Raw genomic sequence first — 26,157 nt, forward strand, 5'->3', positions numbered from 1 at the left:
AAATCTATATGGTCAGCCCGCCATCCACCACGATAACCTGCCCGGTGATATAGCGGGCGGCAGGCGAAGCCAAAAAGACTACAACATCCGCCACTTCCTCCGGGGAACCGGGCCGGCCCAGGGGAATACGCTCCAAGAAGGACCGGCGACTTTCCTCCGGCAGCCCATCGGTCATATCGGTGCTAATAAAGCCGGGGGCCACAGCATTGACCAGAATGCCGCGGGATGCGACCTCTTTGGCCAGAGACTTGGTCAGACCTATAATCCCGGCCTTGGCCGCCGCATAATTGGCTTGCCCCACATTGCCCGTCAAACCTACCACCGAAGTAAGGTTGATAATGCGCCCTCCCTTCTGGCGCAGCATGGGTCTTAAGGCCGCCTGGCAGCAGAAGAAGACCCCCGTCAGATTGGTATGTAGGACGGCTTCCCACTCTTCCTCGCTCATGCGCAGGGAGAGATTGTCTCGGGTGATGCCCGCATTATTTACCAGAATATCCACCCGTCCAAAGGCTTCGAGGGCTCCCTCCACCAGGGCCCGGGCCGTTTCCGGCCGGGAAACATCCCCTTGCCATGCCAGGGCTGCACCCCCCTGCCCCTGAATGAGGGCCACCACCTCGCGGGCCTCCCTTTCGCGGTTAAGATAATTGACAACTACCTTGGCCCCGGCTCTGGCCAAGGCCAACGCTGTAGCCCGCCCGATGCCCCGCGAGCCCCCTGTTACGACGGCCACCTGTCCCGCCAACACCATTTTACATGCCCTCCTGCAGGAGTGCCAGGGTCTTGTTCAAGGTGTCAGGATCTTCAACTCGCGTCACCGTTACCTGGGAAGCGATCCGGCGGATCAGGCCGTTCAAGACGCTACCGGGACCTACTTCCACAAAAAACCGATAGCCGTCCTGCACCAACCTCTGTATGGATTCTTCCCAGCGGACGGGTCGAGCTACCTGCTCCACCAGCCCGGCACGTATCTCCCCGGCATCCTTAATATAATCCGCGCTGACATTCGCTACAACGGGGATCTGGGGATCCGCCACGTCCACCTCCGACAACACGTTTCTTAATCCCTCGGCAGCCGGCCGCATGAGGGAAGAATGGAAGGGCCCGCTTACATTGAGGGGAACCACCCTCCTCGCCCCGGCCTCCCTGGCCAATTCTCCCGCCTCCTTCAATCCTTCCTTATCCCCGGCAATGACCACCTGCCCCGGGGCATTGAAATTAGCCGGTTCCACCACCCCCGCCTCTACCCGGCGGCAAATCTCCTCCACCTGGGCGGCACCAAGGCCCAGGATAGCCGCCATGCCGCCCCTGCCGTATTCACAGGCTGCGGCCATCAGCTCTCCCCGCCGAGCCACCACCCGCAAGGCATCGGCAAAGCTAAGGCTGCCGGCCGCCACCAAGGCCGCATATTCCCCCAGGCTGTGCCCGGCAGCGGCCGCAGGCTTTACTCCTTGTTCTAGAAGAACCCGGAGGCACGCTACTTCTACCGCCAGGAGGGCAGGCTGGGTGATCTCGGTGCGGGCCAGATCTTCCTCCGGCCCCTGAAAGCAAAGCCGAGTTATAGGCCGGCCCAAAACTGTATCGGCCTCGGCCAGGGTAGCTGCGGCCACGGCAAATTTTTCCGCCAGTTCCCGCCCCATTCCCACGTATTGGGAACCCTGGCCGGGAAAGACGAATACCGGTCCTTTCCGCACGGTTTCACCCCCTCACAGCCCGGCCAATTTCCCCAGACGGGCCATTACTTCCTCGGCCTCGGCCATTACCTCTTCCAGGATGGCCTTGGCCGGCTTGATCTCTTTTACCAGGGCGGCAATCTGGCCTGCCATAACGGAACCGTACTCCACATCGCCTTCCACTGCCGCCGCCCTAAGTTTACCGGCCCCCAATTTATCCATCTCTTCCCAGCTGCCACCCCGGGCAGCTAGCTCCTCGAACTGGCGGGCCAGCTTATTGCGCAAAATGCGCACGTAATGATCCCGGGCGCCCGTAACTACCGTATCGCGATCCCCTGCTTTAAGGATGGCCTCCTTGTAGTTAGGATGCACCGTACACTCCGAAGCGCAGATAAAGCGGGTGCCCATCTGGACTCCTGCGGCCCCCAGGGCCAGAGCGGCGGCCACACCACGGCCGTCGGCAATGCCACCGGCAGCAATAACCGGGATGTTAACGGCATCTACAATCTGGGGGACCAGGGCCATAGTGGTAATTTCGCCGATATGGCCTCCACACTCCATACCCTCGGCGATAAGGGCATCCACTCCCAAGCGCTCCAGGCGCTTAGCCAGAGCTACCGAGGCCACCACCGGGATTACCTTAATGCCAGCCTCCTTAAGGCGAGGAAGGTGCTTGCCAGGATTCCCGGCTCCCGTGGTTACCACCGGCACCTTTTCTTCCACTACCAGGTCCACCAGTTCTTCTATGTAAGGAGACATGTAATAAAGGTTAATACCAAAGGGGCGGTCGGTGCGTTCCTTTACTTTGTGAATTTCCCGGCGAACCAATTCGGGAGGGGCATTTCCGGCCCCGATGATTCCTAGACCCCCGGCCGCCGAGACCGCGGCGGCCAGTTCGCCTGTAGCCACCCAGGCCATGCCGCCCTGCAAGATGGGGTAAGGGATCTGCAGTAGTTCGCATAAAGGGGTACGCCACATGCTGCTCTTTCCTCTCCCTAGTCCATACTCCATTTGACGACGGCTGCGCCCCACGTTAGGCCTGCGCCGAAGGATACCAGCACCAGGTTATCTCCTTTTTGCAGCCTGCCCTCCCGCCGGGCCTCATCCAGGGCGACCGGAACCGAGGCGCTGGACATATTGCCATACCGGTCTAGATTGACATAAGCTTTTTCCGGGGATAATCCCAGGCGTTTAAGGGCTGCCTCCACAATGCGGATGTTGGCCTGGTGGGGGATTAAAAGGTCCACATCTTCTTTCTGCAGCCCCGCCCTTTCCAGGGCTGCGAGGGCGGCCTCGCCCAGGATCCGAACGGCAAACTTGAAAACTTCACGTCCCTGCATGTGAATGGTGTGGAGCTTCCGGTCCACCGTGTCCCGGGAGGCCGGTAACCGCGACCCGCCGGCCGGCATAACCAGCAGCGGACCCCCACTGCCGTCGGCGCCCAGGTAAAGGGAGAGAATCCCTTCCCCCGGAGGAACGGGAGCCAATACCACCGCACCCGCCCCATCGCCGAAGAGAACGCAGGTGTTACGATCCTCCCAGTTAAGGATCTTGGTGAGCAGGTCGACTCCCACAACCAAGACTTTTTCATAAGTGCCGCTGCATATGAACTGCTGGCCTACCCCCAGGGCATAGAGAAAACCCGTGCACCCTGCTGCAAGGTCGAAGGCCGCCGCCCCTTTGGCCCCCAAACGCTCCTGCACCAGGCAGGCAGTGGAAGGAAAAAGGGTGTCGGGGGTAACCGTAGCCACAATGATGAGGTCGATTTCCTCCGGTGCCACCCCCGAGTTGGCGAGGGCCTCCCGAGCTGCCTCCACGCTAAGGTCGGAAGCGGCTACGTCTTCGCCGGCCACCCGACGTTCGCGAATACCCGTACGTGTGCGGATCCATTCGTCGCTCGTGTCCACCATTCTCTCTAGATCGAAATTGGTCAATACCCTGTCCGGTAAAGCAGAACCCGTTCCTATGATACCGGCATATCTGCTTTGAGCTGGCAATTCTCCACCTTCTTTCTAGAGTTAAGGCCGGGCAGGTGGCCGAGGTTCTCTACCAACTTTTCCTGAATGCAACGTACAGCCACTTTAATGGCGTTTTTGATGGCCCGTTCATCGGAACTACCGTGACAAATGATGCTTATCCCCTGCACCCCTAAAAGAGGAGCGCCACCGTACTCGGCATAATCCACCTCTTGTTTGAGGCGGCGCAGAGCGGGCAGCATGAGGGCCGCTCCTAGGCGGGCCCTAAAATTGCGCCTTACCTCTTCCTGGATTTTGGCGAAAATGGACAGGGCCAGGCCCTCGCCGAATTTCAGGAGGACGTTGCCGGTAAAACCGTCACAGACGTAGACGTCGGCTACTCCTCGGGGCAGATCCCTGCTCTCCACATTGCCTACGAAATTGAGGGAGGAATTCCTCAACAACTCATAAGTTTGGAGGACGAGCTCGTTGCCCTTACCGGCCTCCACACCCACATTGATAAGGCCCACTCGCGGAGAGGGAACTCCCAGGATCTTATGGGCATACAAGCTCCCCATCTGGGCGAACTCATAAAGGTGGTCAGGCCGGCAGTCTACATTGGCCCCGGCATCCAGGAGGAGTTTGGGGCCTTCCAGGGTGGGTAGAAAAGTGGCAATGGCCGGCCGCTGGATGTTGCCGCTGCGGCCCAAGATGAGAAGGGCGGCGGCCATCTGAGCTCCCGTGCTGCCCGCCGACACCACGGCCTGGGCCCGGCCTTCCCTCACCAGACGCGTGGCCAGGACGATGGAAGCTTCCTTCTTCCGGCGCACGGCCAAGGCGGGCTGCTCGTCCATGGTAATAACCTGGTCCGTATGTACGATTTCCACTTTCCCTCCGGGAGGACCGTGCTCCAGCTCCTTCTCGATGGCCCGGGAATCACCTACCAGAATAACCTCCGCCCAACCTTCCCGAGCAGCGGCCACCGCACCGCGGACAACGGCTCCCGGCGCATGGTCCCCGCCCATGGCGTCTACGGCGATCTTCAAGGGTTGCCTCCTCCCTGCTTTTGGTCGTCGACATCAGGAGCTATAATGACGAATTGGCCTTTAAAAACGATCTCCGTACCTACACGGGAATGGACCGAAACCAAATAAGTACAACCCCGCTGGACCTTCACCATGGCCCTGGCGATAACCTTTTCGCCTTCATAAACCGGGCGGCGGTAGCGCACCCGGGCGCTGCTGGTCAGCACCATTTCCCTACCAACGGTGGCCAGGGCCAGGGAGTTGGCCTGGGCAAAGAGGTAATATCCCCGGCAGGCACCACCGGGCCTTAACAACATTTCCGGACGGACCTCCAGAAAAGAAATGCCAAGCTTTCCCGGCTGCAATTCTACCAGCTCACCCACCAGCTCTTCCGCCGTAACCCCCCGCATGTGGGCGCGGGCCTCCTGGGCGAGCATCATAATCCGCTCCCGGACCTCCGGAATCCCCAGGGCCAGTCTATCCAGGCGAATGGTGGGAATGCTAACTTTAAACCGTGCCGCCAATTCCTCGTCGGTGGCGAAGGGCTGCTCTTTAAGGTAGCGCAAGAGAGCCTTTTGGCGCTCCTCTTTTCTGCTATGATTCCGGGCCACCGGAAACACCCCAAGGTTATTTTGGTACCACGTATTATTACCAGACTATAGTATTAGTATAAGCATCTTGGCATTCTTATGCAACCAAAAAATAAACCGGCTCCGGGCCGGTTTTGCTCCTTTCCAAGCTTACCCAGTATGCGCTTAACGAGACAGTCAACGTATCTCCCTATCTCTACTCCCCCAATGTATTGGGCCGGATTTCGGATGATCCCTTTTAGGGCTGTACCTCCTCCAGGGCGCTATGCAGCTCGCACAGGTGGCGCCTTTCCTGGCGTAACAACTCGTCAATCAGGGAAGTTTCGGTCAAGGACACGAGATTCTTTAAGCCGCTGAAAAAGAGTAGGGCTTCCTTTTCCAATTGGATGGCAAAATTCAGGGCTTCTTTATCACTGCCAATCTGCCCCGCCAGAGCCTCGGGTTGTATATCCTTAGGAAAAATATTACTATCCACCAGAGCCTGCATGTAGGCCTCATACTCTCCCGGGTAGGACTCCGGCGGATCGTAAGGAGCTGCCGTGGAGGCCAGCTCATCAAAATCCCGTATATGCCGGGCTTCCTCTAAGGCCAAACGCTCGAAAAGCCTGCGGACCTTGTCGTCCCGGGCGCCGTCGGCCATGGCCTGATAAAAGGCCCGCCCCTTTTCCTCCATAGCCCGGGCAAAGGCAAATACTTCACTGGCGCGGAACATAAGCCACCTCTTTTGCGGTATGATATTGGTCCCCTTACCCAGCCAGGACTACGAGGCTCCACCCCCGCACTCGGGTATATAGCAGTTGGCATCCACGAAACTGCAGGCCGACCGACAGGAAGGACATTTTTCCGGAGGGACTTCGCCTTCAAAGGCATAGCCGCACACAGAACACCGCCACTTGTTCATAATTTATGTACCTCCCTTTAGGCTTCGGGCTCAAACATTTCTTTGTCGGCACTGCAGAGGGGACAGACCCACTCTTCCGGTAAGTCGCTGAAGGGTGTTCCCGCAGGGATGCCGTTTTCCGGGTCTCCTTGACTGGGATTGTAGACGTACCCGCATACCGTGCAGATATATTTTTCCATGCTCTTACTCCTTCCTGAAGCGATTATCGATATTTACTTAATCCCCCTTCCAGAGACCGTGCAGGTTGCAATAGGCTCGGGCCGTGGCGTCCCCGGTAGCTCCATAAAAAACTGCCTCGGGAGGATCGCCGGGCGCCAGTTGCTGCCGCCATACCCGGCCACCGGCCCTGAGCTCGATCCACTCTATGTAATGCTTGTCCTCCATCGGATGGGGGACACTGCCCACGGTAACTTTGAGACCGCCGTCAACCCAGGTAACCACGGGGACATGCTTTTCCTTGCTGGCATCTACGGTGTTCTCGCCCATTAACTCCATGGGCTTACCGCAGCAGACCAGAGTCCCGACACCGGTATGCAGGACCTCGACCATATTGCCGCAAACGCTGCACCTGTAAACCTGGCCTATTGCCGTCATCATTAACGCTCCTTCAGTAAAGATTATTATTGGCAGTAATTATTCGTCGTGGCCGACCTATTTCCTGCCGGCCGAAAAAATTTTTACGGCCAGTGGAGATATTCCCCAGCACCTCTAACTTGTCCCCTGCGCCCTGTTTTTACGTGGATTATCTTAGGTCGTAACCTGAGCTACTTGAGCAGACCGGGAGAGCAAACCGGTCTAAATTACGCAACAGGGCCCGGGCTAAAGAAAGCCCGGGCCTGGCCCTAAGAATCATCGGTCAGACGAAACGAAGCCCCGGATACACCGCGTGTCGTGGACCCGAAGGGCATTGACGCGAGGGGGGAGTTAACCCACCCCGGTTTAGAGGTGGAAACCGCCTTGACTCCCTAACTTTGGTTAAGGTAAAATTGGGTCGCAATATCCGCAATCTCATAGAAGTATACACTAACCTTTCAGGTCTTCAGGGCCCGCGCTCGAAAGTAACCGGCCGTCGAATTTTACAACCTCGACGATCTTCGCCCGGAAGATCGGCGCCGGGTGAAATTACAAAATATCATAACTTCTAAAGGAGACTTGAAGCCATGAACCATCCCCTTGCCATCGCGGAAGGTATTTACTGGGTGGGCGCTATCGATTGGAATATCCGCCATTTCCACGGTCCGGCTTTTTCCACCCACCGGGGCACTACATATAATGCCTATTATATCGTCGATGAAAAAACTGCCCTGGTGGACACGGTCTACGAGCCCTTCCAGGAGGAATTAATTGCCAAACTGAAAAAGATCCAGGACCCCGTCAAAATAGAGTACCTTGTGGTCAATCATACGGAAAACGATCACGCCGGTGCTTTTCCGGCCATCATGAACCTGTGCCCCACAGCCCATGTCCTTTGTACCCAACGCGGGTATGAAAGCCTTAAGGACCGCTATCCCCACCTTGACTTCCAGTATACCATCGTCAAAACCGGAACGAGGATCACCCTGGGCAAACGCTCCCTGCTGTTCATTGAAGCGCCCATGCTCCACTGGCCCGACAGCATGTTTACCTACGTCCCCGAAGAATCCCTTCTCATGCCCAACGACGCCTTCGGCCAGCATATCGCCAGCAGTGCCCGCTTTGACGACCAGGTTGATTTGGGAATAGTTATGGACGAAGCGGCCAAATATTACGCCAACATTCTGATGCCTTTTAGTAGTTTGATTACCAAAAAGCTGGAAGAAATCCAAAAAATGAACCTGGAGATTAAAACTATCGCTCCCAGCCACGGCATTATCTGGCGCCGGGATCCTGGGCGCATTCTTAACGCCTATGCCCGGTGGGCCGAGGGCCAAGGTGCGGCCAAGGCCGTCATCGCTTACGATACCATGTGGTTGAGTACCGAAAGGATGGCCTATGCCCTCCTTGACGGCCTGGTTTCTGGGGGATGCGACGCCCGGCTCTTCAAACTCTCCTTATCAGACCGCAACGATATTATTAAAGAGCTTCTAGATGCCCGGGCCCTTCTGGTGGGCTCGCCGACCATCAACAACGACATCCTACCCGTGGTCTCGCCCCTCCTAGACGATCTGGTGGGTTTGAGGCCGAAAAATAAAATCGGACTGGCCTTTGGGGCTTACGGCTGGGGTGGTGGTGCCCAGAAGATTTTAGAGGAGCGCCTGAAGGCCGCCAAAATCGAGCTTTTTGTCGAGCCGGGGCCCACGGTCAAGTGGGTACCAAAACCCGAGGACCTGCAGCTCTGCTACCAACTTGGGCGAGAACTAGCGGCCAGGATTAAAGATTAACCGGGGAGGGATCATTTTGGATACCAAGGCTCTTCACACCATCTCTTACGGACTGTATATCGTGACGGCCAAGAAGGGGGAACGCTTTAACGGCCAGGTCGCCAATACCGTGTTCCAGATTTCCTCTACACCGCCGACGGTTGCCGTCAGCATCAACAAGCAAAACCTTACCCACGAGTTTATCACCGCCGGGAAGATTTTTGCCGTCTCCGTGCTGGCTAAAGAAGCCCCCCTCTCCCTCATCGGCCGGTTCGGCTTTAAATCCGGCCGCGAGGTAGATAAATTGGCCGGGTTAAATTACAAGCTGACCGGGAAAGGATTGCCGTACATACCGGAGGAAACCCTGGCCTACCTGGAAGCCGAAGTTGTCCAGACGGTGGACGCCGGGACCCACAGCATATTTATCGGTTCCCTGACGGATGCGGCGGTCCTGCGCAGGGGTGAGCCCATGACCTACGCTTACTACCACCAGATCAAACGCGGCACGACACCGAAAACGGCGCCCACCTTTGTGGCCTCCCACGTAGAACCCCTTTCGGGCGCCGGTACGCCAAGGTATCGGTGCACCATCTGCAATTATATCTATGACCCGGCCCAGGGCGATCCGGAGCGCGGTATTGCCCCGGGTACGCCCTATGAAGACCTGCCGGGCAACTGGGTCTGCCCCATATGCGGCGCCGGGAAGGAAGCCTTTGAGAAAGTCTAGCGTCAGCCGCCTTCCGGATGCCCAGGCTTCATGCCGTAGTACCGGGCCTTCTCTGGCGGAAACTCCCGAAATGCCGCCTGCGGACCTGCCGGGAGCAGGAATGCCGGCCCTCCTTCGAAAGGAGGAAAGTCCCCGGGGTAACAAGTTCCCTTATAAAAAGCCGGCCCCCTATCCCTCCTAGGGATAAGGGGTCGGCCGCGCTTCTTTATGTTACTTTCCTTCTACTCTTCGGCTACCTTCAGCACTTCCCGTCCTTTATAGTAGCCGCATTTGGGACAAGCCCGGTGTACCTGCTTAAGCTCATGGCACTGGGGGCATTCCACCAGAGTAGGGGGCACCATTTTAGCCCACGCCGAGCGCCGCTTATTCTTCCGAGCCCTGGAAACCCTTCTTTTCGGTACGCCCAACTTCTAAACCTCCCTTCTCTCCGGCGACAGCAGCTCCGCGAGAACCGCCATCCGCGGGTCGATCTCCTCTACCCGACAATTGCAGTCCCGCTCATTCAAGTTCTGACCGCAAACAGGGCACAAGCCCAGACATTCCTCCCGGCAAAGCCATTTCATGGGAAGAGCGAGGATGAAGGCTTCGCGTACTGCTGGAGCAATATCGATACTGTCCCCTTCATAGACTCGCACCTCATCCCTCGCCTCGTCATCCTCGGGGAGGGACGCAAACACATTTGGAGTGCAGTACTCCTCTTCCACCGAAACCTCTAAAGGCCACGTGTAGGGTTCCAGACAGCGGCAACATCTTAACCGCACGGTGGTGTAAGCCTTTCCTTGAAGATAAAGGAATTTGCCCGTATTGGTAATTTCCCCCACCACCCGTACCGGCTCGGTCAAGGGGATACTCTCCCCACCCGCATCCAATTGGGGCCACGTCTCCCGCCGGTCGAATTCCACCCGGTTGCCCCGCTTGACCTTCAGTTCGCCCACTTCCACTAGCACCCATCTTCACCCCGCTCATTATAGCGAAAGGGATTTTTACCTGTCAACGGGCCTTTTGGCTGAGTTATCCCCACTTTCTGGGGAAGAGGCCTGCCTCGGCTTGAAAGCAAGCGACTAAACCCGAGCGGCTGCCAAACTTCACGAAGCCGAAAGCCGAGGCCGGCTCCTGAGGCATGGAAGCCGAATAAGCCAGGAACCCCGCCTCCAGCTCTGAGGCTGAGTGGTAGTTTGGCCCGCGAGGGTTTCTGGAGCGAGCGAAAGCCAGACAGGCCCAGGCTCAACAGTGGGGATACCTCAGGCCTTTTGGCCCTGTATGAGGGCTTGGGTGTCCCGGGCGATCATCAACTCTTCGTTAGTGGGTATCACAAAAGTCCGCACCCTGGCACCGGCAGCCGTGATCTCCCGTTCTTCTCCCCGCACGTCGTTCTTTCCGGGATCGATGCTCAGGCCCAAGTACTCAAAGCCCCGACAGATGGCCTCCCTGGCGCGGGGAGAGTTTTCGCCCAGGCCGGCGGTAAAGACCAGGATATCGAGGCCGCCCAGGACGGCCGTATAGGCTCCTATATACTTGCGCACCCCATGGACGAAAACGTTCCAGGCGAGGCGTGCCCTAGGATTCCCGTCGTCCATGGCTGCCTCAATATCCCGGAAGTCGCTGCTAACTCCCGAGATGCCCAGAACTCCAGAGCGCCTGTTCAGTACATCTTCCACCTCCTTGGGCCCATACCCTTCCTTCTCCATGAGGAATGTCACTACAGCCGGGTCGATGTCCCCGCACCGGGTGCCCATGGTCAATCCGGCAAGGGGAGTAAAGCCCATACTCGTATCATAAGATTGGCCGTCTTTTATGGCTGCAATACTGGAACCATTTCCCAGGTGGCAGGTAATGATCTTTAACTCCTTAAAGGGACGACCGGCCAGGGTAGCGGCCCTCAAGGCCACGTATTTATGGGAAGTCCCGTGAAAGCCGTAGCGCCGGATCTGGTATTTTGCAGCTAATTCATAGGGGAGGCTGTAAGTATAGGCGTAATCGGGCATACTCTGGTGGAAGGCGGTATCAAAGCATGCCGCCTGGGGTACACCCGGCAGCAGAGTTTCACAGGCGGAGATTCCGCGCAGGGCCGGGCCGTTATGTAAAGGCGCCAGGGCCACCAGCTCGGCAATACGGGCTTTGGTATCGGAATCCAACAAAACCGACCCGGGGAAAGCCCCTCCATGGGCCACCCGGTGGCCCACCCCTTGGATTTCTCCGAAATCCTTTATTACCCCGTATTCCGGATCCGTTAAGGCTTCCAGGCAGTGCCTAATGGCCTTTTCATGGTCAGGCGCTTCTACTTCCTTGACCAGCTTATCCTTCCCTGCCGGCCGGTGGGTGAGAAGGGAGCCCTGGAGACCGATTCTCTCCAGCAGCCCCCTGGCCAGGGATTTCTCCTGGGCCATATCAAAGATCTGGTACTTTACCGAAGAGCTCCCGCAGTTAAGGACCAAAATTTTCATGCCGACCTCTCCCTTCAGTCATAGGTTGATAAGCCCCGGTCTAAAACTCTCCTCGCCTCCGTATATATTATGGGGAAGAGAGCTAGGGCCTTCCGGTGGAGGTGTTTAGACCTGCCGCCTTCCAGGCACGGTTCGACCTTGTCGGCGACCGTCGGGGCCATTCCCGTCCTTTTAGTTTTGTTCCTCATTATTCTGCATCCCCTCCAGGCCTTCCAGGCGGCCCTGGGCGGCCTGGAGGCGTGGTGGGAAATTGTAGTCCCGGCTCTGCTACCCTTTTTCGTCCTTTCCCAACTTCTTATGGGGCTGGGCATAGTGCATTTCTTAGGCGTCTTCCTGGAACCCTTTATGCGGCCCCTCTTCAACGTGCCGGGAAGTGCTGCCTTTGTCGTCCTCATGGGCTACACTTCCGGCGCCCCCTTAAGCGCCCTCCTGACGGCCCAGCTCAGAAGCCAGGGCCTGCTCACGCCCGCAGAAGGAGAAAGATTAATCTGCTTCACCAACAATGCCAGCCCCCTCTTCATGTTGGGGGCGGTGGCGGTAGGCATGTTGCACGACCCCCAGCTGGGTCCCATCATAGCCGCTGCCCACTATGCCGCCAACCTCAGCCTGGGGATCCTTTTCCGCTTCTACCGGCGGCGCGAGGGATCCAGCCCCATGGCAGGCACTCCTCTCCGGCGTCTGCCCCGTCGGGCCTGGCAAGCCCTCCTGGAGGCCCAGCGGAGGGACGGCCGCCCCTTTGGACAACTGTTGAGCGACGCCGTCACCCGCTCCTTTCAGGTACTCCTGGCCATCGGGGGATTTATCGTCCTCTTCGCCGTCGTTATCCGCCTAGCCCAGCTCACCGGGGTTACCCGCTGGCTGGAAAAGGCCCTGGTACCCTTCCTGCGGTTAGTCGGCCTTGATACTCAAAGCACATCTGCCGTGGCGGCGGGGATGCTGGAAATGACCATAGGAACAAAGACGGCCGGCGAACTACCCCTAACCCTTCCCGCCCGACTGGCCGCCATCAGCTTCATCCTCGGCTGGGCCGGCCTGTCGGTCCACGCCCAGGTAGCAGCCATGATCAGCGGTACGGACCTGCGCCTCAGTCCCTTTATCGGGGCCCGCCTCCTTCACGGCGTCCTGGCGTCAAAGCTGGTACTCTTTTTCTACGGCCCGGCACAACCGGTGGTCAATCTGCTAAAGGCGCCCTTCTCTTCTGCCGCCGGGTCGTGGCATGCTCTATGGATTTATTATACCGGTTTCCCTTTACTCGCCCTTATGTTCTTTATTTCCCTCACCGCCCTGGGACTGTTGGTTTACGCCCTCTTACGCCGTCCGAAAAACTACTGGTCTTGAGAAGGAGGACGGTGGTTTTCCAATTCCTGCAATCCCTGCCTGACCCGGGTCAGAACATCGGCCAAATGCCCTTCGAGGCTTCGCAATACCTCGTCGGCATAGGCCACGGCACCCGCCTTAAGCTCGGCCGCCGTACGGCGGGCTTTAGCCGTAATTTCCCCTGCCTGGGCCCGGGCCTGCCTCACGATTTCCGTCTCCTGGGCCAGGAGTTGGGCCCTCTGTTCCGCCTCCGCCACCAGCTGTTCCGCCTGCTTCCTGGCCTCCTCCAGGAGGCGGTCCTTTTCCTGCCGGATCCACTGGGCCTGTCGGAGTTCTTCAGGTAGCAAGGTCCTCAGCCGGTCCAGATAATCCAGGATCAGGTCCCCGTCTACGAAAACACGGTCTGTAAAGGGTATGCGCGGCGCCTTCTCCAATATCCTTTCCAGTTCCTCGATAACCTCCATTACCTTCACTCTAGCTACCCCCATGCTCTTTTTGGTAAAGGTTTAAAAGGGAATCCCCGTACCGCCGGCTCTCCCGCAAAGCAATTCCCCTTACGCTGGGAACAACTTCTTTCCTCCCAATTTCTAAAACCATCCAGCCACCTTCGGCCAATAAAGGGATAAAGAGGGGTAACACCCTTTCCCCTAAGCCCTGGCCGTAAGGCGGGTCCAAAAAAATAAAATCAAACCGTTCCCTCTTCTTCACCAACCGGTCGGCGGCCTGCAGCACGTCCAGGGGTAGTACCTGAGCCCGATTGTCAAAGCCGGTCAGCCGTAAGTTGTCCCTTAAGGCCTTCAAAGCCAGGGGATCCTTTTCAATAAAGGCCGCCCTAAGGGCTCCCCTGCTCAAGGCCTCAATGCCCACGGCTCCGGAGCCCGCGAACACATCCAGGAATGACTTTCCCTCGACCTGTAAAATATTAAAAAGGGCCTCCCGCAGGCGCTCGGAAGTGGGCCGAGTGCTCCTCCCCGGCGGCACCTTGAGTCGCCTGCCGCGCGCCGTACCGGAAATAATGCGTACCATGATTGATTGATCCCTGGGCGTATTATAACACAACTATAGACCTTTTTCCCTTTTTTCTGCCTTGGTTTGCCTTGAAAGAAAAAATTTTTCGCGCCCTATGTATAAATAAGCGCGGACAGCCCCATAATATATACTGGTAAATTCAATTTACCAGAAGAGCTTAGGGTTATTTCTTTAACCCTCCCCCATGAGCTCTTCCTCCGGTTTCTCCTCTCCCAGGCCGCCGGCTACCCACCGGCGGCCCCGACTCGTACCGCCCCAAAAGGGGCGGTCTTTTTTTGCTCTTCTGGCGGTCACCTCTATACCCGGCCCATTTTATGTGATATACTTGTATAGTAACCATAGAGTAATAACAACCCCTTATAGCCGTACGGGTACGGAGAGCGAGAAGAGGGGAGCTTAGCCGAGTAGAGAAACGGCAGAGAGAACAGGCGCCGGGCTCCTGCCCGGCCTTTATTTTTGTGAGGGGAGAAAACGGTCCATGAAAATGTTGCTCATGGGGAATGAAGCCATTGCCCGGGGGGCCATGGAAGCCGGGATCAATGTGGCCACTTCCTACCCCGGCACCCCCGCCTCCGAGGTCTTCGCGACCCTGGCCCGCCATGCTCCCGAGGTGGGCTTCTACGCCGAATGGTCGGTCAATGAAAAGGTAGCCGTAGAGCTGGCAGCCGGTGCGGCCTATGCCGGCGGCCGCGCTATAGTTTCCATGAAACAAATGGGCCTCAACGTGGCGTCCGACGCAGTCATGAGCCTGGCCTATATCGGCGTCAGGGGCGGTCTGGTCCTGGTGGTAGCCGACGACCCGGGCCCCCATAGCTCCCAGACGGAGCAGGATACGCGGCTGTTTGCTCGCTTTGCCGGGCTGCCGGTCCTGGACCCCTCCTCACCGGCCGAAGCCTATGCCATGACCAAGTATGCTTTTACCCTATCGGAAGAACTGGGGCTGCCGGTGATCCTCCGCCCGACCACTCGCTGCTGCCATTCCTGCCAGGATGTGGAAGTGGGAACCATCCTTCCTCCCCGTCCTGTTCCCGGGTTCACCAGAAGCCCCGAGTGGGTTATCCTTCCCTCGTTATCCGCCCGCAAGCACCGCTGGTTAGTTGAGCAGGAGGCCAGGGCCCGGCTTCTTTTTAACGATTCCCCCTTTAATACGGCAACCCTGGAAGGCCGGACGGGGGTGATCACCAGCGGAGTTTCCTACGGCTACGTGGTAGAAGCGATGGAACAGTTAGGTGTCAAGCTGTCTCTGTTAAAAATCGGGACCCCTTACCCTCTACCCCAGGAAAAAGTAGTGGAATTCCTGGCCCACCTGGATCAGGTCCTCATCGTAGAGGAACAGGAACCGGTTGTGGAAGAGCAGGTCATCCACCTGGCGTGGCGCCAGCTCATCCCCTGCCACATCTCGGGGAAGCATGATGATTATCTGCCCCGCACGGGGGAATTTAACGTAGACATCGTGCGCGCGGCCCTGGCGCGTTTTCTGGGGGTGAAATCGACCCCACCGGCCGCCCTAACCCCTCCGGAGTTGCCCCAGAGGGCTCCCACCCTGTGCGCCGGCTGTCCTCACCGGGGATCCTTTTACGCCTTTAAGCGGGCAGCCCGAGGCCAAGAGGTGATTTTTTCGGGGGATATCGGATGTTATACTTTGGGAGCTGCTCCTCCCCTCAGGGCCCTGGACACCTGTCTCTGCATGGGGGCGAGCCTGGGACTCGCCCAAGGTCTCGCCCGGATAGAGCCCCAACGCCGGGTCGTGGCCTTTATCGGTGACTCCACCTTCTTCCATGCCGGTCTACCGGCCCTGGCCAACATAGCCCACCATAAAGCCCCTGTTACAATGGCCGTCCTGGATAATGGCACCACGGCCATGACCGGTCACCAGCCCCATCCCGGTATGTCTTTGGATATCAAGGCCATAGCCCGGGCTTGCGGGATCACCTGTGTCTTGGAAGCCGATCCCTACCACCTGGAAGCGACCATCCAGGCCGCTTCCCAGGCCCTCGCCGAACCGGGGCCTTCCCTCGTTCTGCTCCGCCGGCCCTGCCCTCAGGTAACATCTTCCGAACGGTGCTGTACCGTAGATCCTTCCCTCTGTACCGGTTGCGGGTTCTGCCTGAAGGAACTGGGATGCCCGGCCATGTCCTGGAAGGACGACCATATAAACATCGGCCCTACGTGCAACGGTTGCAGCCTGTGCGCTCAAATCTGCCCTGCAGGAGCCATTCGGGAGGTGCGGAAATGAATATCGTCATTGCCGGCGTGGGAGGGCAAGGGATTATACTGGCTTCCCGGGCCCTGGCCGAAGCCGCCCTTAATGCGGGCCTGTCGGTACGCACAGCCGAAACCATCGGCATGGCCCAGCGGGAAGGAGCGGTGGCCAGCTACGTAAGGATAGGAGTATCCGACTACGGGCCCCTGATACCCCAGGGTACGGCGGACATACTGGTGGCCTGCGAGCCGGCAGAGGGAGCCCGCCATATAGCCTGGCTGCGTAGAGGCGGCCGGGCCGTTATTGCCACCTCGCCCGTTATCCCCGTTTCGGTATCCCTCGGTACTTCTTCCTATGATGTGGGTGCCGTTCTTCGCTTTCTTGAGGAGGCCATTGAGCGCCCCTGTTTCCTGGACGCTGCTGCCCTGGCCCGGGAGGCGGGAAGTATAAAGGCCCTCAATATGGTTATGCTGGGCGCCCTTTCCCGCCTGGATCTGCCCCTCGCGGCCGATGAGCTTCTAAAGGCCGCCCTCAAGCTATTACCTCCCCAAGTGCAGACCATAAACCGGCACGCCTTCGCCTTAGGCCGGCAGGCAATGGAGGGACTGTAGAAATGAGCCGCTATTTTGACTATGAGGCCCTTTACAGGGAACAAGAGCAAAAGCTACCCGCCTTTATACAACACCTCTACCATCATTCTCCCTTTTACCGGGATAAGCTAAAGGCCGCCGGGGTGCAACCCGAAGAGGTGCGGACTCTGGAGGACCTGGCCCGCGTTCCCTTTACCGACAAGCACGAGCTGCGGGATGCCTATCCCCTGGGCCTGGCAGCAGTCGCCGAAGAACAAATCGTCCGCATCCATTCTTCCTCGGGAACCACGGGCAAACCCATAATTATTCCCTATACCGCCGGAGACGTGGCCCTATGGGCAGAAATGGTGGCCCGCTGCTTCCGAACGGCCGGGGTTGAACCCCGGGACAGGGTACAGATTACTCCGGGGTACGGGTTGTGGACGGCGGGCATCGGCTTTCAGGCGGGAGTAGAAAGGCTGGGAGCCATGGCCATTCCCACCGGCGCCGGCAACACCGAAAAGCAACTGGAGATGATGGAGGACTTGAAAACCACGGTGCTGGTGGCCACCGCCTCCTATGCCCTGCTTCTGGCCGAGGAAGTGGCTCGGCGCGGTTTGCAGCCGAAGCTCCACCTGCGCCTGGGTATTTTCGGTTCAGAACGCTGGGGCGAAAAAATGCGGCAGCGCATTGAAGAAATCCTGAAGATTGATACCTTTGATATCTACGGGCTTACCGAAATCTACGGCCCCGGCATCGGTATAGACTGTCCGGCCCATGAAGGTATCCACATGTGGACGGACCACTTATTGCTGGAAATCATCGACCCGGCCACCGGCAAACAGCTGCCCCCGGGGGAACAAGGAGAACTCGTCATCACCACCCTGACGAAGGAGGGAGCGCCCCTCCTCCGCTACCGCACCCACGACCTTACCAGGCTTAAGAGGGAGGCCTGCTCCTGCGGCTCCCCCTTCCCCCTTATGGACCGCATTTTGGGACGGACCGACGATATGGTAAAGGTGAAGGGAGTTAATATTTACCCGGGCCAAGTGGACCACATCTTATACCTCACTCCCGGGGCCAGCAGCGAGTACCAAATCATCCTGCGCCGGAACCAGGGAAAAGACGACATAGAAATCGTCGTGGAGTGCGAGCCCGGCGCCAATGCAGCCGCGGTGGCCGACCGTTGCCGCCATTATATTAAAACGAAAATAGGCGTGACGGCGCGGGTGACTGCCGTGCCCCAGGGGAGCCTGCCGCGCAGTGAGAAAAAGACGCGGCGCGTTTTGGACTACCGGGAGGGATAATAGCCGCCTTTACCGAAGGGGCAGGCCGGGTAGCGGCACTCAGAACATTCAAGGCAGAGACCCCCGGCCGCCATGCCGGCAATATCCCCCCTGGTCAGGCGCTCGCCGGTTAGAATCCGGGCCAACACGAGATCGAAAATCGTGGCGCGGTAATACATGACGCAGCCCGGCAGCCCCACCAGGGGGATATTATCTAGATAGGCCAGCATGAACATGGCGCCGGGTAAGACAGGGGCGCCGTAAGTAATTACCTCCGCCCCGCTCATGCGGATCCCCGCGGGAGTAACATCGTCCGGGTCTACGGACATACCTCCGGTTAAGAGGATTAAATCTAATTTATGCCCGGCCATTTCAAGGATGGAACGGCTGATAATTTCCGCATCATCGGGCACAATCCTTTCCTCCACTACCTGGGATCCGTACTGAGCCACCTTGGCCCGGACTACGGGGCCGAAGGCGTCCTTTATACGGCCTTTATAAACCTCGCTTCCGGTGGTGATAAGCCCCGCCCTCATGGGCCGATAGGCCACCACCTTAAGAATTCCTTCTGCTTCCCGGCAAATCCCCTCAATCCTCTCTATGACATCCCTTTTAGTTACCAGGGGGATGAGGCGGGTTCCGGCTACCACTTGCCCCTCCCGCACCGGATAATTGTTGTGCAGGGTAGCCAAAATTACCTCTCCGACTTGGTTGACCTCCTGAAGAGCGGGGAGATTTACCTTAAGCAAGCCCGCCCGGCGGGCTACCAGGCTCACCTTCCCTTCCTTGGGCTCGGTGAGCTCTATCCCGTGGTTACCCACGGCCAGGGCGGCCCGGGCAAGTCTGAGGGCTGCCTCGTCCTCGTGGATGTCGTCAGGCCCGAGCTCCAGGACATAAAGATGCTCCTTACCCATCTGTAAAAGCTCGGGGACATCCTCCGGTCGGATGATATGCCCCTTTTTAAAGCGACGGCCTTTAAATTGGCCGGGAACTATCTTGGTGAGATCATGGGCCAGAACTTGGCCGATGCTGTCTTCTACCCTGATCTTTTTCATAGGCATTCCCCCTTGTTTAATACGGTATTCGACATTACTCAACTAATGCCTGCTAAATGAAACAGGATTTTAACTCCGTGAACGGTATGAATAGGCTATCCCAGGAGGAATAACCAGCAGGTTCCCCGAAAACAGAGAAAGCCACCCGATTGGGTGGCTTCCCTCCGCCGTTTTTCTCCGCCGACAAATCCTTCTGGCAGTTGCCCGCCGCCCTTTTAGGTCAGATCCAAGGAATAGCATTAACCTGGCAGAAGGAAAGGAACGGCCGCAACCTAGGCAACCCAGTCCCACAAAAACGGCCCCTCTTCTTCCCTAACAATGGCTCCGGCCGGGCAATGGGCCCGGGGAGGGCAGTAGAGAGCAGTAAGCTGCTCCATCACACCGGGCGGCATCGATAAAGGCCTGCCGCCAACGGAACCGGCCTCCTAAAGGAGAGAATCGAGGTTTTCCTTTAACTTATCCTTGGGCATGTAGCCTACCAGGCGGCCTGCTTCCTCCCCATCTTTAAAAACAATCAAGGTGGGAATACTCATAATGCCGTAGCTGGAGGCTATTTCCGGGTTTTCATCCACATTTATCTTTACAAATTTAATCTGGCCGTCGTACTCACCGGCGAGCTGTTCAAGTACAGGGGCCAACATACGGCAAGGCCCACACCAGGCCGCCCAAAAATCAACCACCACCGGCTGGGGCGCCGTCAAAACTTCAGCCTCGAACTCCTTTTGGTCGATGTTAATAACCTGACCGGCCATAAAATATGTGCCTCCTTGTACGTACACTAGTTAAAAGATATGCCGTCCACCACCAGCTGCTTAAAGGGGCCGAAGCCCATGAGGTCAATATTAATTGCCTCAGCAGCGGGCTTAATCCCCTTCTGGACGTACACTTGCAGACCGTCCACTTGCTCTAACTGATAACGGCTGATATCCTGCGGAGCACCTACAAGCACGGCAGGGCGATAGGTGATACCGGCTCAGCCGCCGCTCATTACCATTCTAATAGTAACTACCCCGGTCTTCCCCTTAATGTATTCCTCTGCCTTGGGAGAAATCCGAATGCGCATTTCCTTGCCCCCCCTTTATGTTAGATTATACTATAGGTTGATTTCGCTGTCAATAAACCGCCCTCTACACAATAATTCAACATGAGAATAAAGTTTCCCTGCTCACGTATATTTTTTTTCGTTTTGCATAACCTATTGCAGGAAATTCAAGGGGGAAAAGGTTCTTGGACCGTTACCAGTTTTACCAAATATGTGGCGTTGCGTCCGACTTGGCCATGGAAGCCCATGCCCTTCTGAGGGGTGCTACGCGTCAAGAAGTACCCGGGGTTAAGGAAGAAAAAGAAAGCCATCCCGAGGCCCAGGTTTCCATTATTACTATTTTTAACGAGGCAGGATCCCGGGCTTTAGGCAAACCCCAAGGTACATACATTACCATCGAGGCGCCCTCTTTGCTTGTTGCCGACCCACCGGCACATGAAGCCGTCGCCCGGCTGTTGGCCCAGAAACTTTCATTCCTCCTGACCTCCCTGGAAGTAGGGCCGACGGATCCCGTCCTGGTCGTCGGGCTGGGTAATTGGCAGGCCACTCCCGACTCCCTGGGGCCTAAAGTGGTAGGGGATTTCACAGTAACTCGTCACCTATTTAAGTATGTCCCCCAAAGCCTGCCGCCGGGCAGCCGACCGGTCAGTGCCCTGGCTCCGGGCGTCTTGGGTACCACCGGTATAGAAACAGCGGAGATCATCCGCGGTGTGGTGGATCGGACTCAACCCAAGGCAGTAATAGCCATTGATGCCCTGGCCGCCACGGACCTCCGCCGCATCGGCACCAGTATCCAAATAACCGATACCGGCATAAGTCCCGGCTCTGGGCTCGGCAAACAGCGTACGGCCATCAACAGGCAAACCATGGGGGTTCCGGTGGTGGCCATCGGCATACCCACCGTGGTCCCTGCAGCCATTATAATTTACGAAGCTTTATCCCAAGCGGGATCAACAATTTTCCCGGCCGCTGATGGATCGCAACTTGTCCAAAGGATCTTGCAGCCCTTTGGCGGCAACTTGACCGTTACCCCCAAGGAGATAGATGACCTGATCGGTAATCTAGCATGGGTGGTGGGAGCAGCTTTAAACCAGAGCCTCCATACCACGTTGTTACAGACCAGAACCGCCCTTCCCCTTCACTAACCGTGAAAAAGGGCGGGAATATAACCCGCCCTAGTGCAGAAAACTCCTTAGCCCATAGTCCCCGCGCCGGCTCCCGCCGCCGGGCCGCCGACCAAGCCGGTCGACTGGGCGTTGTACTGCTGGGCATTGATATTCAACTTCTGGCCGCCGGTAGTAAAAGCAGGATTGGGTCCGCTGATGCGGCCGGTAACCTGCTGGGCAGCACCGAGTTCCACATCGCTCCCAAGGCCGCCGCCTGCGGCAGTCCCGGTCAGCGTTTGCTCATAGGCGGCGATCATCTTTTTAACCATCAGCCCTCCGACCGAACCGTTAACCTTGGAGGGGAGATCGCCGAGGTAGCCGTAGTAGTTGGAAATCCCCAGCTCAGTGGCTACTTCCTGCTTAAACCTCTCCATCTGGGCCCGAGCCTGGGGGATCAATAGACGGTTGGTCCTACCTCCGCGCGGCATTTTCTTCACCTCCTTCTCCTTAAGTCTAGTTCTAGTATGCGTCCCGAAGACGGTTTTATGCTCAAATAAAACTAGTATTATTTGGTCAGCGAAACTTCTACTTTTATACTAAAAAAAGAAAAAATAAGCCGGATTGCTACCGGCTATAACTTTCCACCATATTTTTCCACAATCTCTACGGCTTCCCTAACCCTAGCCTCAGGAGTTACAATCGTCACCAAAAATCCTTCGTTGCCAGCCACACCGTAACTGCGCAGGCCCACACCGCTCACCGACGGGTCCGCGCCCAAAAGGGCCCGGGTGTCGGTTTTTACTGAAGGATGGATATCTTCGCTGTAAAGGGTCAAACCGGTAACGGTGTTGGCCTGGTTGGCCAAAGGATTGTTGTAACGATCGTTGAAACGGGTGCCAAAGCGGCCTACCCGGTCCAACTGCACATCTTGGAAGCCCGCCCTCTTCAGGGCATCGATGGCCTCCTGGGCTTTGGTACTGCTGGCAAAAGATACCAACAGTGCCCTTTCTCCCCTATCTAACTGCATGCTTTATACACCTGCCTTGAACAAAATCTGTTGACAAACTCTAGTCTGTCTTAAAGAGGGGACGATCATGCGCTGCGGATATCCTTCTAGCCCACAAGGAGCTAACATTGCCCCGGCGTCGGCCTTCGCTCTCACACCTCCCAGGCGGCGAGCTTTTCCTCGGCTAAAGCCTTCAGCTCGGCGTATTCCGGCCTATCCAGGTATCCCGACAGGATTAAAAAGTGCGCGTCCTTTCGCGCCTGCTCTAACACCGCCAAATCCCGGGGAAACTCGGCCAGCCGGAATTCGGGCCAGCCATGCTGGCGGGTACCGAAGAATTCTCCGGGCCCGCGCAGCCGTAAGTCGGCTTCGGCAATGGCAAAGCCGTCGCTGTTATCCACCAGCACCTTTAAACGCCGGCCGGTCCCCCCTAAGTTGTTTTCGGTAATCAGCAAACAATAAGCCTGGTGGCTGCTGCGGGCTACCCTCCCCCGAAGCTGGTGCAGCTGGGCCAGCCCGTAGCGCTCGGCACCCTCAATTACTATTACCGTGGCATTGGGTACATCCACCCCTACTTCGATAACCGTCGTTCCCACCAGAATTTGAATGTCACCCTGGCGGAAGCGTTCCATAACCTCTTCTTTTTCCGCTGGGCGGAGGCGTCCGTGAATTAGCCCCACTTTGAAGGCGGGAAAGACCCTTTCCTGCAGCTCCCTGGCCCGCGCCGCAGCCGCAGCCGCCTCCTGGGTTTCGCTTTCGTCAATGAGAGGGCAGATAATATAAGCTTGCCGGCCGGCTTGTACCTCCTTGGCCACGAGCCGGTAAGCCTGTCGCCTCTGGCTGCCGGTCAGGACGTAAGTGGCCACCGGCTTTCTTCCGGGGGGAAGCTCGTCGATGAGGGATACATCCAGATCGCCGTATGCCACCAGGGCCAGGGTCCTCGGAATGGGGGTAGCCGTCATGACCAACAGGTCGGGCGTCCTTCCCTTGGCCGGCAACTGGGCCCTCTGGCGCACGCCAAAGCGGTGTTGCTCATCGATTACTGCTAAGCCCAGGGACTTAAATTTTACGCTTTCCTGGATGAGGGCGTGAGTTCCTACCACCACGGATATTTGTCCCGTCTCCAGCCCTGCGATAACCCGATCCTTCTCCCTGCGGTTGGTGCTGCCGGTTAAGAGGGCCACGGATAAGCCCAGGGAACCCAACAGGCGCCTGAAGTTCAGGAAATGCTGCTCGGCCAAAACTTCGGTGGGCGCCATGAGGGCACCCTGCCAGCCCCCGGAGGCCGCTTTTACCAGGGCCGCTGCGGCTACGACGGTCTTACCCGAACCAACATCACCCTGCAGGAGGCGGGCCATGGGGCGAGGGGCTTCCATATCGGTAAAGATCTCCTCTAAGACTCGCTCCTGGGCACGGGTCAAGGAGAAGGGAAGGCCCTTGAGAAATTTATTTACCAGGGTGTTATCCCGGCTGTGGGCAATTCCCCCTTCACTTCCCGCCGTCCTCCGCCGGTGCATGGCGAGGGCCAGTTCCCAAATTAGCAGTTCCTCGTAAATCAGCCTTCTCCGGGCCTGGTGCAGAGCTTTTTCCTCGGAAGGAAAGTGAATATCCCTTAGGGCTTTAGCCAGGGGTACCAGGCGGTACTGCTGTCGCCATTCCAAGGGGAGGGTTTCCTTAATATGGGGCAGGTATTCGGCCAGGGCTTGATAGGTCACCAGCCGGTGCCAACGCTGGGTCAGCCCCGCAGAGGAGGGGTAAAAGGGGACCAGATAACCGGTGTTCAACCCCGTATATTCTCCCTCTAGAAGTTCGTAATCATCCACCTGTATCTCGGGCAAAAGGGAGCGTACGCTAACTTTGCCCGTGAGGAGAACGCGGCTTCCGGGCGGCAGCCGCCTTTTAATATAGGCTTGATTGTACCATACTGCGTATCCCCTCCCGCCTTCACCTTCCACCTCAGCCCTCATGAGGGTCAGGCGGGGCCGTACACTCTTTTCTTCCCACCCCACTATGGTGACCAATACCGTAACCCTGCTGCCCGGAACTAACCCGTCAAGGGTAGAAAGCCGGCGGCGGTCTTCATAGCGCCGGGGGAAGTGATAGATTAAATCCTTAACGGTCCTGATGCCCAGCCTGTCCAGCCTTGCCCTGCGCTGGGGCCCCACGTACTTTAAATCGGCCACCGGCCTATCCATAGCCCTAGTTAAGCTTCCCTGCCTCCTGCCCTAAAATCGGTTTTTAATGGCATCATTTAGATCGGCCAGCAGTTCCTCCAGTTTGATCCCGTGAACGCGGGCTCCGCTTTCAATGGTCTCAGCCATGGCCCCCATGCAGGTGAGGCACCCCATACCATGTCGGGAAAAAACAGGTCGCACCTCGGGATAAGCCTGTAGGACTTCCATAATGGATAGGTCCTTAGTGATCCTCCGGAAAATAATTTTCTTTTGCGGGCTATCAGTCATGCGGCTCACCCCTTAGAATTTTCCCCTACTTCTATTTTCGTCATGTGACCATTATCTCCTGCTAAATTTTGTTCTTTAGCACGTGCCTATAGGAGGGGGTCTTTCCTGCCTTTAGAAGCGTGCTCCTGTTCGCTTAGGAATTAAGCCAAGGGTGAGGCTGAACCCGCCGGAGTGTAAGGATGGGGCCAAGGGCCGGGATCCCACGAGGCCTCTGGCCAGCTCCCGAAGTACGGAAGCCAGGAACCCCGCTTTTTGCAGGGCAGGCCTGCTTAAGCGCTGGGAAGTTTGCTTTAATCTTTTAGGCCTGGCGCCGGTCTGGCCCGCGAGGGTTTCCGGAGCGACTGAAAGTCAAGGAGGCCCAGAAGCGAAACCGGGTATGCGCCAGGTGGCAGTACTGGCGTATCCCCCGTTTGGCTTCTAGGCCTGCTTGGCTTCAGCTCGCTCCGGAAACCCTCGCAGGCCAAACTATCACTCAGCCTCAAGCTCCGGCGGACTTCCCGGCAAATTCGGCATCCTGCCTCAGTTGCCGGCCTCGGGCATCCATGCCCTCGGGTCCGCCTCCGCTTTCGGCTTCGCTAAGTTTGGCTGCCGCTCGGGTTTAGTCGCTCGCTTGAAGCCTAAGCAGGCCTTCCCAGCAAAAACTGGGGATAACTCAGGTGGCAGTACCCTTGCGCGGGGAGAACAACTCTGGTAAAATAACCGGGTGGTACTTTTTAAGAGGGGTGAAAATACATGGCCGTTTGCAGCATTTGTGGCAAGAAAGCCGTTGTTGGCAACCAGATAAGCCACTCCAACATTAAAACCAAGAGGCAGTGGCGGCCCAACCTCCAGCGTGTAAAAGCCATTGTCAACGGCACGCGCCAGCGGATTTATGTTTGTACCCGTTGCTTGCGTTCGGGGAAAGTTCAACGTGCCCTGTAAGGCCATTCTCCGGGGCCCGGGCCGAGAAAAAGGCCCGGGCCCCTTGTCTACGTCAGTTCCTTAAACAAGTTAGCCATTTCCATGGCAGCCATGGCGGCCTCAAAACCCTTGTTCCCTGCCTTGGTACCCGCCCTCTCAATAGCCTGCTCCAGGTTGTCGGCCGTAATAACTCCGTAGATGACCGGACGGTTACTACCCAAGGCCACCTGGGCGATGCCCTTGGTCACTTCGGCGGCCACGTATTCAAAATGCGGGGTAGCGCCGCGGATAACCGCACCCAGACAAATGACGGCATCATAGCCGCGCTGTGCCATTTTCTGGGCCGTGATGGGTATTTCAAAGGCCCCCGGTACCCAAACGACATCAATGGCGTCGGGCCCAGCACCGTGGCGTTCCAGGGCGTCCAGGGCGCCGGATAATAAGCGGCTGGTAATAAACTCGTTGAACCGGCTGACCACAATGCCGAATTTTAACCCTTCGGCAGTTAGTTTCCCTTGTAAAGTACGCACT

31 protein-coding genes are annotated in these 26,157 nt (G+C 57.5%); 8 read left to right on the plus strand and 23 right to left on the minus strand.

Going from position 1 to position 26,157, the window contains the following annotated elements; all coding sequences use genetic code 11:
• Nucleotides 1-4 precede the first annotated feature (4 nt).
• The 10 genes from fabG to TAMC210_RS11560 form a co-directional block, all read right to left on the minus strand.
• Entirely contained in the window at nucleotides 5-748 is a 744-nt protein-coding gene (fabG, locus tag TAMC210_RS11515) for a 3-oxoacyl-[acyl-carrier-protein] reductase (protein WP_173298945.1), read from the minus strand.
• Nucleotide 749: 1 nt separating this feature from the next.
• On the minus strand, nucleotides 750-1,691 hold the full coding sequence (fabD, locus tag TAMC210_RS11520) for an ACP S-malonyltransferase (RefSeq protein ID WP_254388653.1): 942 nt from the start codon (nucleotides 1,689-1,691) through the stop codon (nucleotides 750-752).
• 12 nt (nucleotides 1,692-1,703) lie between these two features.
• The gene (gene fabK, locus TAMC210_RS11525) at nucleotides 1,704-2,648 is read right to left on the minus strand and encodes an enoyl-[acyl-carrier-protein] reductase FabK (RefSeq protein ID WP_173298946.1); all 945 of its coding nucleotides are present in this window, start codon (nucleotides 2,646-2,648) and stop codon (nucleotides 1,704-1,706) included.
• 17 nt (nucleotides 2,649-2,665) lie between these two features.
• A complete protein-coding gene (locus TAMC210_RS11530; protein WP_173298947.1) occupies nucleotides 2,666-3,667 on the minus strand; it encodes a beta-ketoacyl-ACP synthase III in 1,002 nt (333 codons plus the stop codon).
• Nucleotides 3,634-4,671, minus strand: a complete 1,038-nt coding sequence (plsX, locus tag TAMC210_RS11535) for a phosphate acyltransferase PlsX (RefSeq protein ID WP_173298948.1) — start codon at nucleotides 4,669-4,671, stop codon at nucleotides 3,634-3,636. Before plsX ends, TAMC210_RS11530 begins: the two co-directional genes overlap by 34 nt.
• Nucleotides 4,668-5,261 (minus strand): transcription factor FapR, encoded by a 594-nt coding sequence (gene fapR, locus TAMC210_RS11540; RefSeq protein WP_173298949.1) that lies wholly within the window; start codon nucleotides 5,259-5,261, stop codon nucleotides 4,668-4,670. Before fapR ends, plsX begins: the two co-directional genes overlap by 4 nt.
• A gap of 217 nt (nucleotides 5,262-5,478) precedes the next feature.
• Entirely contained in the window at nucleotides 5,479-5,952 is a 474-nt protein-coding gene (locus tag TAMC210_RS11545) for a ferritin-like domain-containing protein (protein ID WP_173298950.1), read from the minus strand.
• 48 nt (nucleotides 5,953-6,000) lie between these two features.
• Complete coding sequence (locus TAMC210_RS11550; protein WP_173298951.1) at nucleotides 6,001-6,141, minus strand: rubredoxin-like domain-containing protein; 141 nt, start codon at nucleotides 6,139-6,141, stop codon at nucleotides 6,001-6,003.
• A 17-nt stretch (nucleotides 6,142-6,158) separates the two neighbouring features.
• Complete coding sequence (gene rd, locus TAMC210_RS11555) at nucleotides 6,159-6,320, minus strand: rubredoxin (protein WP_173298952.1); 162 nt, start codon at nucleotides 6,318-6,320, stop codon at nucleotides 6,159-6,161.
• Between the two features lie 37 nt (nucleotides 6,321-6,357).
• On the minus strand, nucleotides 6,358-6,735 hold the full coding sequence (locus TAMC210_RS11560; protein WP_173298953.1) for a desulfoferrodoxin: 378 nt from the start codon (nucleotides 6,733-6,735) through the stop codon (nucleotides 6,358-6,360).
• A gap of 566 nt (nucleotides 6,736-7,301) precedes the next feature.
• On the opposite strand from TAMC210_RS11560, the gene TAMC210_RS11565 reads away from it, so the two are divergent.
• Nucleotides 7,302-8,501, plus strand: coding sequence for an FprA family A-type flavoprotein (locus tag TAMC210_RS11565; protein WP_173298954.1), 1,200 nt, complete (start codon nucleotides 7,302-7,304; stop codon nucleotides 8,499-8,501).
• Between the two features lie 16 nt (nucleotides 8,502-8,517).
• The gene (rd, locus tag TAMC210_RS14010; RefSeq protein ID WP_173298955.1) at nucleotides 8,518-9,207 is read left to right on the plus strand and encodes a rubredoxin; all 690 of its coding nucleotides are present in this window, start codon (nucleotides 8,518-8,520) and stop codon (nucleotides 9,205-9,207) included.
• A 221-nt stretch (nucleotides 9,208-9,428) separates the two neighbouring features.
• Here the strand turns inward: rd (TAMC210_RS14010) and rpmF are convergent, their stop codons facing one another.
• The 3 genes from rpmF to TAMC210_RS11585 all read right to left on the minus strand — a co-directional run bounded on the left by rpmF (nucleotide 9,429) and on the right by TAMC210_RS11585 (nucleotide 11,651).
• Nucleotides 9,429-9,614: a 50S ribosomal protein L32 gene (rpmF, locus tag TAMC210_RS11575; RefSeq protein WP_173298956.1), complete on the minus strand. Its 186-nt coding sequence runs from the start codon at nucleotides 9,612-9,614 to the stop codon at nucleotides 9,429-9,431.
• Nucleotides 9,615-9,617: 3 nt separating this feature from the next.
• Nucleotides 9,618-10,154 (minus strand): YceD family protein, encoded by a 537-nt coding sequence (locus TAMC210_RS11580; RefSeq protein WP_173298957.1) that lies wholly within the window; start codon nucleotides 10,152-10,154, stop codon nucleotides 9,618-9,620.
• A 294-nt stretch (nucleotides 10,155-10,448) separates the two neighbouring features.
• A complete protein-coding gene (locus TAMC210_RS11585; RefSeq protein ID WP_173298958.1) occupies nucleotides 10,449-11,651 on the minus strand; it encodes an acetate/propionate family kinase in 1,203 nt (400 codons plus the stop codon).
• A 138-nt stretch (nucleotides 11,652-11,789) separates the two neighbouring features.
• On the opposite strand from TAMC210_RS11585, the gene ylbJ reads away from it, so the two are divergent.
• Complete coding sequence (ylbJ, locus tag TAMC210_RS11590) at nucleotides 11,790-12,989, plus strand: sporulation integral membrane protein YlbJ (protein ID WP_173298959.1); 1,200 nt, start codon at nucleotides 11,790-11,792, stop codon at nucleotides 12,987-12,989.
• Here the strand turns inward: ylbJ and TAMC210_RS11595 are convergent.
• Both TAMC210_RS11595 and rsmD read right to left on the minus strand, forming a co-directional pair.
• Nucleotides 12,977-13,441 (minus strand): ATPase, encoded by a 465-nt coding sequence (locus TAMC210_RS11595; RefSeq protein WP_173298960.1) that lies wholly within the window; start codon nucleotides 13,439-13,441, stop codon nucleotides 12,977-12,979. The two genes, ylbJ and TAMC210_RS11595, sit on opposite strands and share 13 nt — an antisense overlap.
• Nucleotide 13,442: 1 nt before the next feature.
• Nucleotides 13,443-13,994, minus strand: a complete 552-nt coding sequence (rsmD, locus tag TAMC210_RS11600; RefSeq protein ID WP_173298961.1) for a 16S rRNA (guanine(966)-N(2))-methyltransferase RsmD — start codon at nucleotides 13,992-13,994, stop codon at nucleotides 13,443-13,445.
• 481 nt (nucleotides 13,995-14,475) lie between these two features.
• On the opposite strand from rsmD, the gene iorA reads away from it, so the two are divergent.
• The 3 genes from iorA to TAMC210_RS11615 are packed head-to-tail and all read left to right on the plus strand — an operon-like array spanning nucleotide 14,476 to nucleotide 18,076.
• Nucleotides 14,476-16,233, plus strand: coding sequence for an indolepyruvate ferredoxin oxidoreductase subunit alpha (gene iorA, locus TAMC210_RS11605; RefSeq protein WP_173298962.1), 1,758 nt, complete (start codon nucleotides 14,476-14,478; stop codon nucleotides 16,231-16,233).
• Entirely contained in the window at nucleotides 16,230-16,811 is a 582-nt protein-coding gene (locus TAMC210_RS11610) for an indolepyruvate oxidoreductase subunit beta (protein WP_173298963.1), read from the plus strand. The genes iorA and TAMC210_RS11610 overlap by 4 nt, the downstream gene beginning before the upstream one ends.
• Nucleotides 16,812-16,813: 2 nt before the next feature.
• Entirely contained in the window at nucleotides 16,814-18,076 is a 1,263-nt protein-coding gene (locus tag TAMC210_RS11615; RefSeq protein WP_173298964.1) for a phenylacetate--CoA ligase family protein, read from the plus strand.
• Here the strand turns inward: TAMC210_RS11615 and TAMC210_RS11620 are convergent.
• The 3 genes from TAMC210_RS11620 to TAMC210_RS13770 form a co-directional block, all read right to left on the minus strand.
• Nucleotides 18,061-19,110 carry a molybdopterin-binding protein gene (locus TAMC210_RS11620; RefSeq protein ID WP_173298965.1) on the minus strand — a complete coding sequence of 350 codons (1,050 nt, stop codon included), beginning with the start codon at nucleotides 19,108-19,110 and terminating at the stop codon, nucleotides 18,061-18,063. The two genes, TAMC210_RS11615 and TAMC210_RS11620, sit on opposite strands and share 16 nt — an antisense overlap.
• A gap of 425 nt (nucleotides 19,111-19,535) precedes the next feature.
• On the minus strand, nucleotides 19,536-19,862 hold the full coding sequence (gene trxA / locus TAMC210_RS11625) for a thioredoxin (protein WP_173298966.1): 327 nt from the start codon (nucleotides 19,860-19,862) through the stop codon (nucleotides 19,536-19,538).
• Between the two features lie 26 nt (nucleotides 19,863-19,888).
• Complete coding sequence (locus TAMC210_RS13770; protein WP_264175371.1) at nucleotides 19,889-20,173, minus strand: CC/Se motif family (seleno)protein; 285 nt, start codon at nucleotides 20,171-20,173, stop codon at nucleotides 19,889-19,891.
• Nucleotides 20,174-20,337: 164 nt separating this feature from the next.
• Between TAMC210_RS13770 and gpr the strand changes: the two genes are divergently transcribed.
• Nucleotides 20,338-21,297, plus strand: a complete 960-nt coding sequence (gene gpr / locus TAMC210_RS11630) for a GPR endopeptidase (RefSeq protein WP_173298967.1) — start codon at nucleotides 20,338-20,340, stop codon at nucleotides 21,295-21,297.
• Nucleotides 21,298-21,344: 47 nt separating this feature from the next.
• On the opposite strand, the gene TAMC210_RS11635 is transcribed toward gpr, so the two are convergent.
• The 4 genes from TAMC210_RS11635 to TAMC210_RS11650 form a co-directional block, all read right to left on the minus strand.
• A complete protein-coding gene (locus TAMC210_RS11635) occupies nucleotides 21,345-21,746 on the minus strand; it encodes an alpha/beta-type small acid-soluble spore protein (protein ID WP_173298968.1) in 402 nt (133 codons plus the stop codon).
• A 143-nt stretch (nucleotides 21,747-21,889) separates the two neighbouring features.
• Complete coding sequence (locus tag TAMC210_RS11640) at nucleotides 21,890-22,285, minus strand: hypothetical protein (RefSeq protein WP_173298969.1); 396 nt, start codon at nucleotides 22,283-22,285, stop codon at nucleotides 21,890-21,892.
• A gap of 131 nt (nucleotides 22,286-22,416) precedes the next feature.
• Nucleotides 22,417-24,459 (minus strand): ATP-dependent DNA helicase RecG, encoded by a 2,043-nt coding sequence (gene recG, locus TAMC210_RS11645; protein WP_173298970.1) that lies wholly within the window; start codon nucleotides 24,457-24,459, stop codon nucleotides 22,417-22,419.
• Between the two features lie 30 nt (nucleotides 24,460-24,489).
• Nucleotides 24,490-24,726, minus strand: coding sequence for a DUF1858 domain-containing protein (locus tag TAMC210_RS11650; protein WP_173299230.1), 237 nt, complete (start codon nucleotides 24,724-24,726; stop codon nucleotides 24,490-24,492).
• Nucleotides 24,727-25,458: 732 nt separating this feature from the next.
• Here TAMC210_RS11650 and rpmB point away from each other — a divergent pair.
• Nucleotides 25,459-25,647, plus strand: a complete 189-nt coding sequence (gene rpmB / locus TAMC210_RS11655) for a 50S ribosomal protein L28 (RefSeq protein ID WP_173298971.1) — start codon at nucleotides 25,459-25,461, stop codon at nucleotides 25,645-25,647.
• A 47-nt stretch (nucleotides 25,648-25,694) separates the two neighbouring features.
• Here the strand turns inward: rpmB and ribH are convergent, their stop codons facing one another.
• Nucleotides 25,695-26,156, minus strand: coding sequence for a 6,7-dimethyl-8-ribityllumazine synthase (ribH, locus tag TAMC210_RS11660; RefSeq protein ID WP_173298972.1), 462 nt, complete (start codon nucleotides 26,154-26,156; stop codon nucleotides 25,695-25,697).
• Nucleotide 26,157: the final 1 nt, after the last annotated feature.

This window comes from Thermanaeromonas sp. C210 (assembly GCF_013167955.1).
Classification (GTDB): domain Bacteria; phylum Bacillota; class DSM-521; order Neomoorellales; family Neomoorellaceae; genus UBA12545.

Bases quoted from the DNA above. Each gene is read 5' to 3' on its own strand.
- fabG (WP_173298945.1), bottom strand. From the start codon at position 748: ATGGTGTTGGCGGGACAGGTGGCCGTCGTAACAGGGGGCTCGCGGGGC.
- fabK (WP_173298946.1), bottom strand. From the start codon at position 2,648: ATGTGGCGTACCCCTTTATGCGAACTACTGCAGATCCCTTACCCCATC.
- TAMC210_RS11545 (WP_173298950.1), bottom strand. From the start codon at position 5,952: ATGTTCCGCGCCAGTGAAGTATTTGCCTTTGCCCGGGCTATGGAGGAA.
- TAMC210_RS11550 (WP_173298951.1), bottom strand. From the start codon at position 6,141: ATGAACAAGTGGCGGTGTTCTGTGTGCGGCTATGCCTTTGAAGGCGAA.
- rd (WP_173298952.1), bottom strand. From the start codon at position 6,320: ATGGAAAAATATATCTGCACGGTATGCGGGTACGTCTACAATCCCAGT.
- TAMC210_RS11560 (WP_173298953.1), bottom strand. From the start codon at position 6,735: ATGACGGCAATAGGCCAGGTTTACAGGTGCAGCGTTTGCGGCAATATG.
- TAMC210_RS11565 (WP_173298954.1), top strand. From the start codon at position 7,302: ATGAACCATCCCCTTGCCATCGCGGAAGGTATTTACTGGGTGGGCGCT.
- TAMC210_RS11585 (WP_173298958.1), bottom strand. From the start codon at position 11,651: ATGAAAATTTTGGTCCTTAACTGCGGGAGCTCTTCGGTAAAGTACCAG.
- rsmD (WP_173298961.1), bottom strand. From the start codon at position 13,994: ATGGTACGCATTATTTCCGGTACGGCGCGCGGCAGGCGACTCAAGGTG.
- iorA (WP_173298962.1), top strand. From the start codon at position 14,476: ATGAAAATGTTGCTCATGGGGAATGAAGCCATTGCCCGGGGGGCCATG.
- TAMC210_RS11610 (WP_173298963.1), top strand. From the start codon at position 16,230: ATGAATATCGTCATTGCCGGCGTGGGAGGGCAAGGGATTATACTGGCT.
- TAMC210_RS11615 (WP_173298964.1), top strand. From the start codon at position 16,814: ATGAGCCGCTATTTTGACTATGAGGCCCTTTACAGGGAACAAGAGCAA.
- TAMC210_RS11620 (WP_173298965.1), bottom strand. From the start codon at position 19,110: ATGAAAAAGATCAGGGTAGAAGACAGCATCGGCCAAGTTCTGGCCCAT.
- trxA (WP_173298966.1), bottom strand. From the start codon at position 19,862: ATGGCCGGTCAGGTTATTAACATCGACCAAAAGGAGTTCGAGGCTGAA.
- TAMC210_RS11635 (WP_173298968.1), bottom strand. From the start codon at position 21,746: ATGCCGCGCGGAGGTAGGACCAACCGTCTATTGATCCCCCAGGCTCGG.
- TAMC210_RS11640 (WP_173298969.1), bottom strand. From the start codon at position 22,285: ATGCAGTTAGATAGGGGAGAAAGGGCACTGTTGGTATCTTTTGCCAGC.
- recG (WP_173298970.1), bottom strand. From the start codon at position 24,459: ATGGATAGGCCGGTGGCCGATTTAAAGTACGTGGGGCCCCAGCGCAGG.
- TAMC210_RS11650 (WP_173299230.1), bottom strand. From the start codon at position 24,726: ATGACTGATAGCCCGCAAAAGAAAATTATTTTCCGGAGGATCACTAAG.
- rpmB (WP_173298971.1), top strand. From the start codon at position 25,459: ATGGCCGTTTGCAGCATTTGTGGCAAGAAAGCCGTTGTTGGCAACCAG.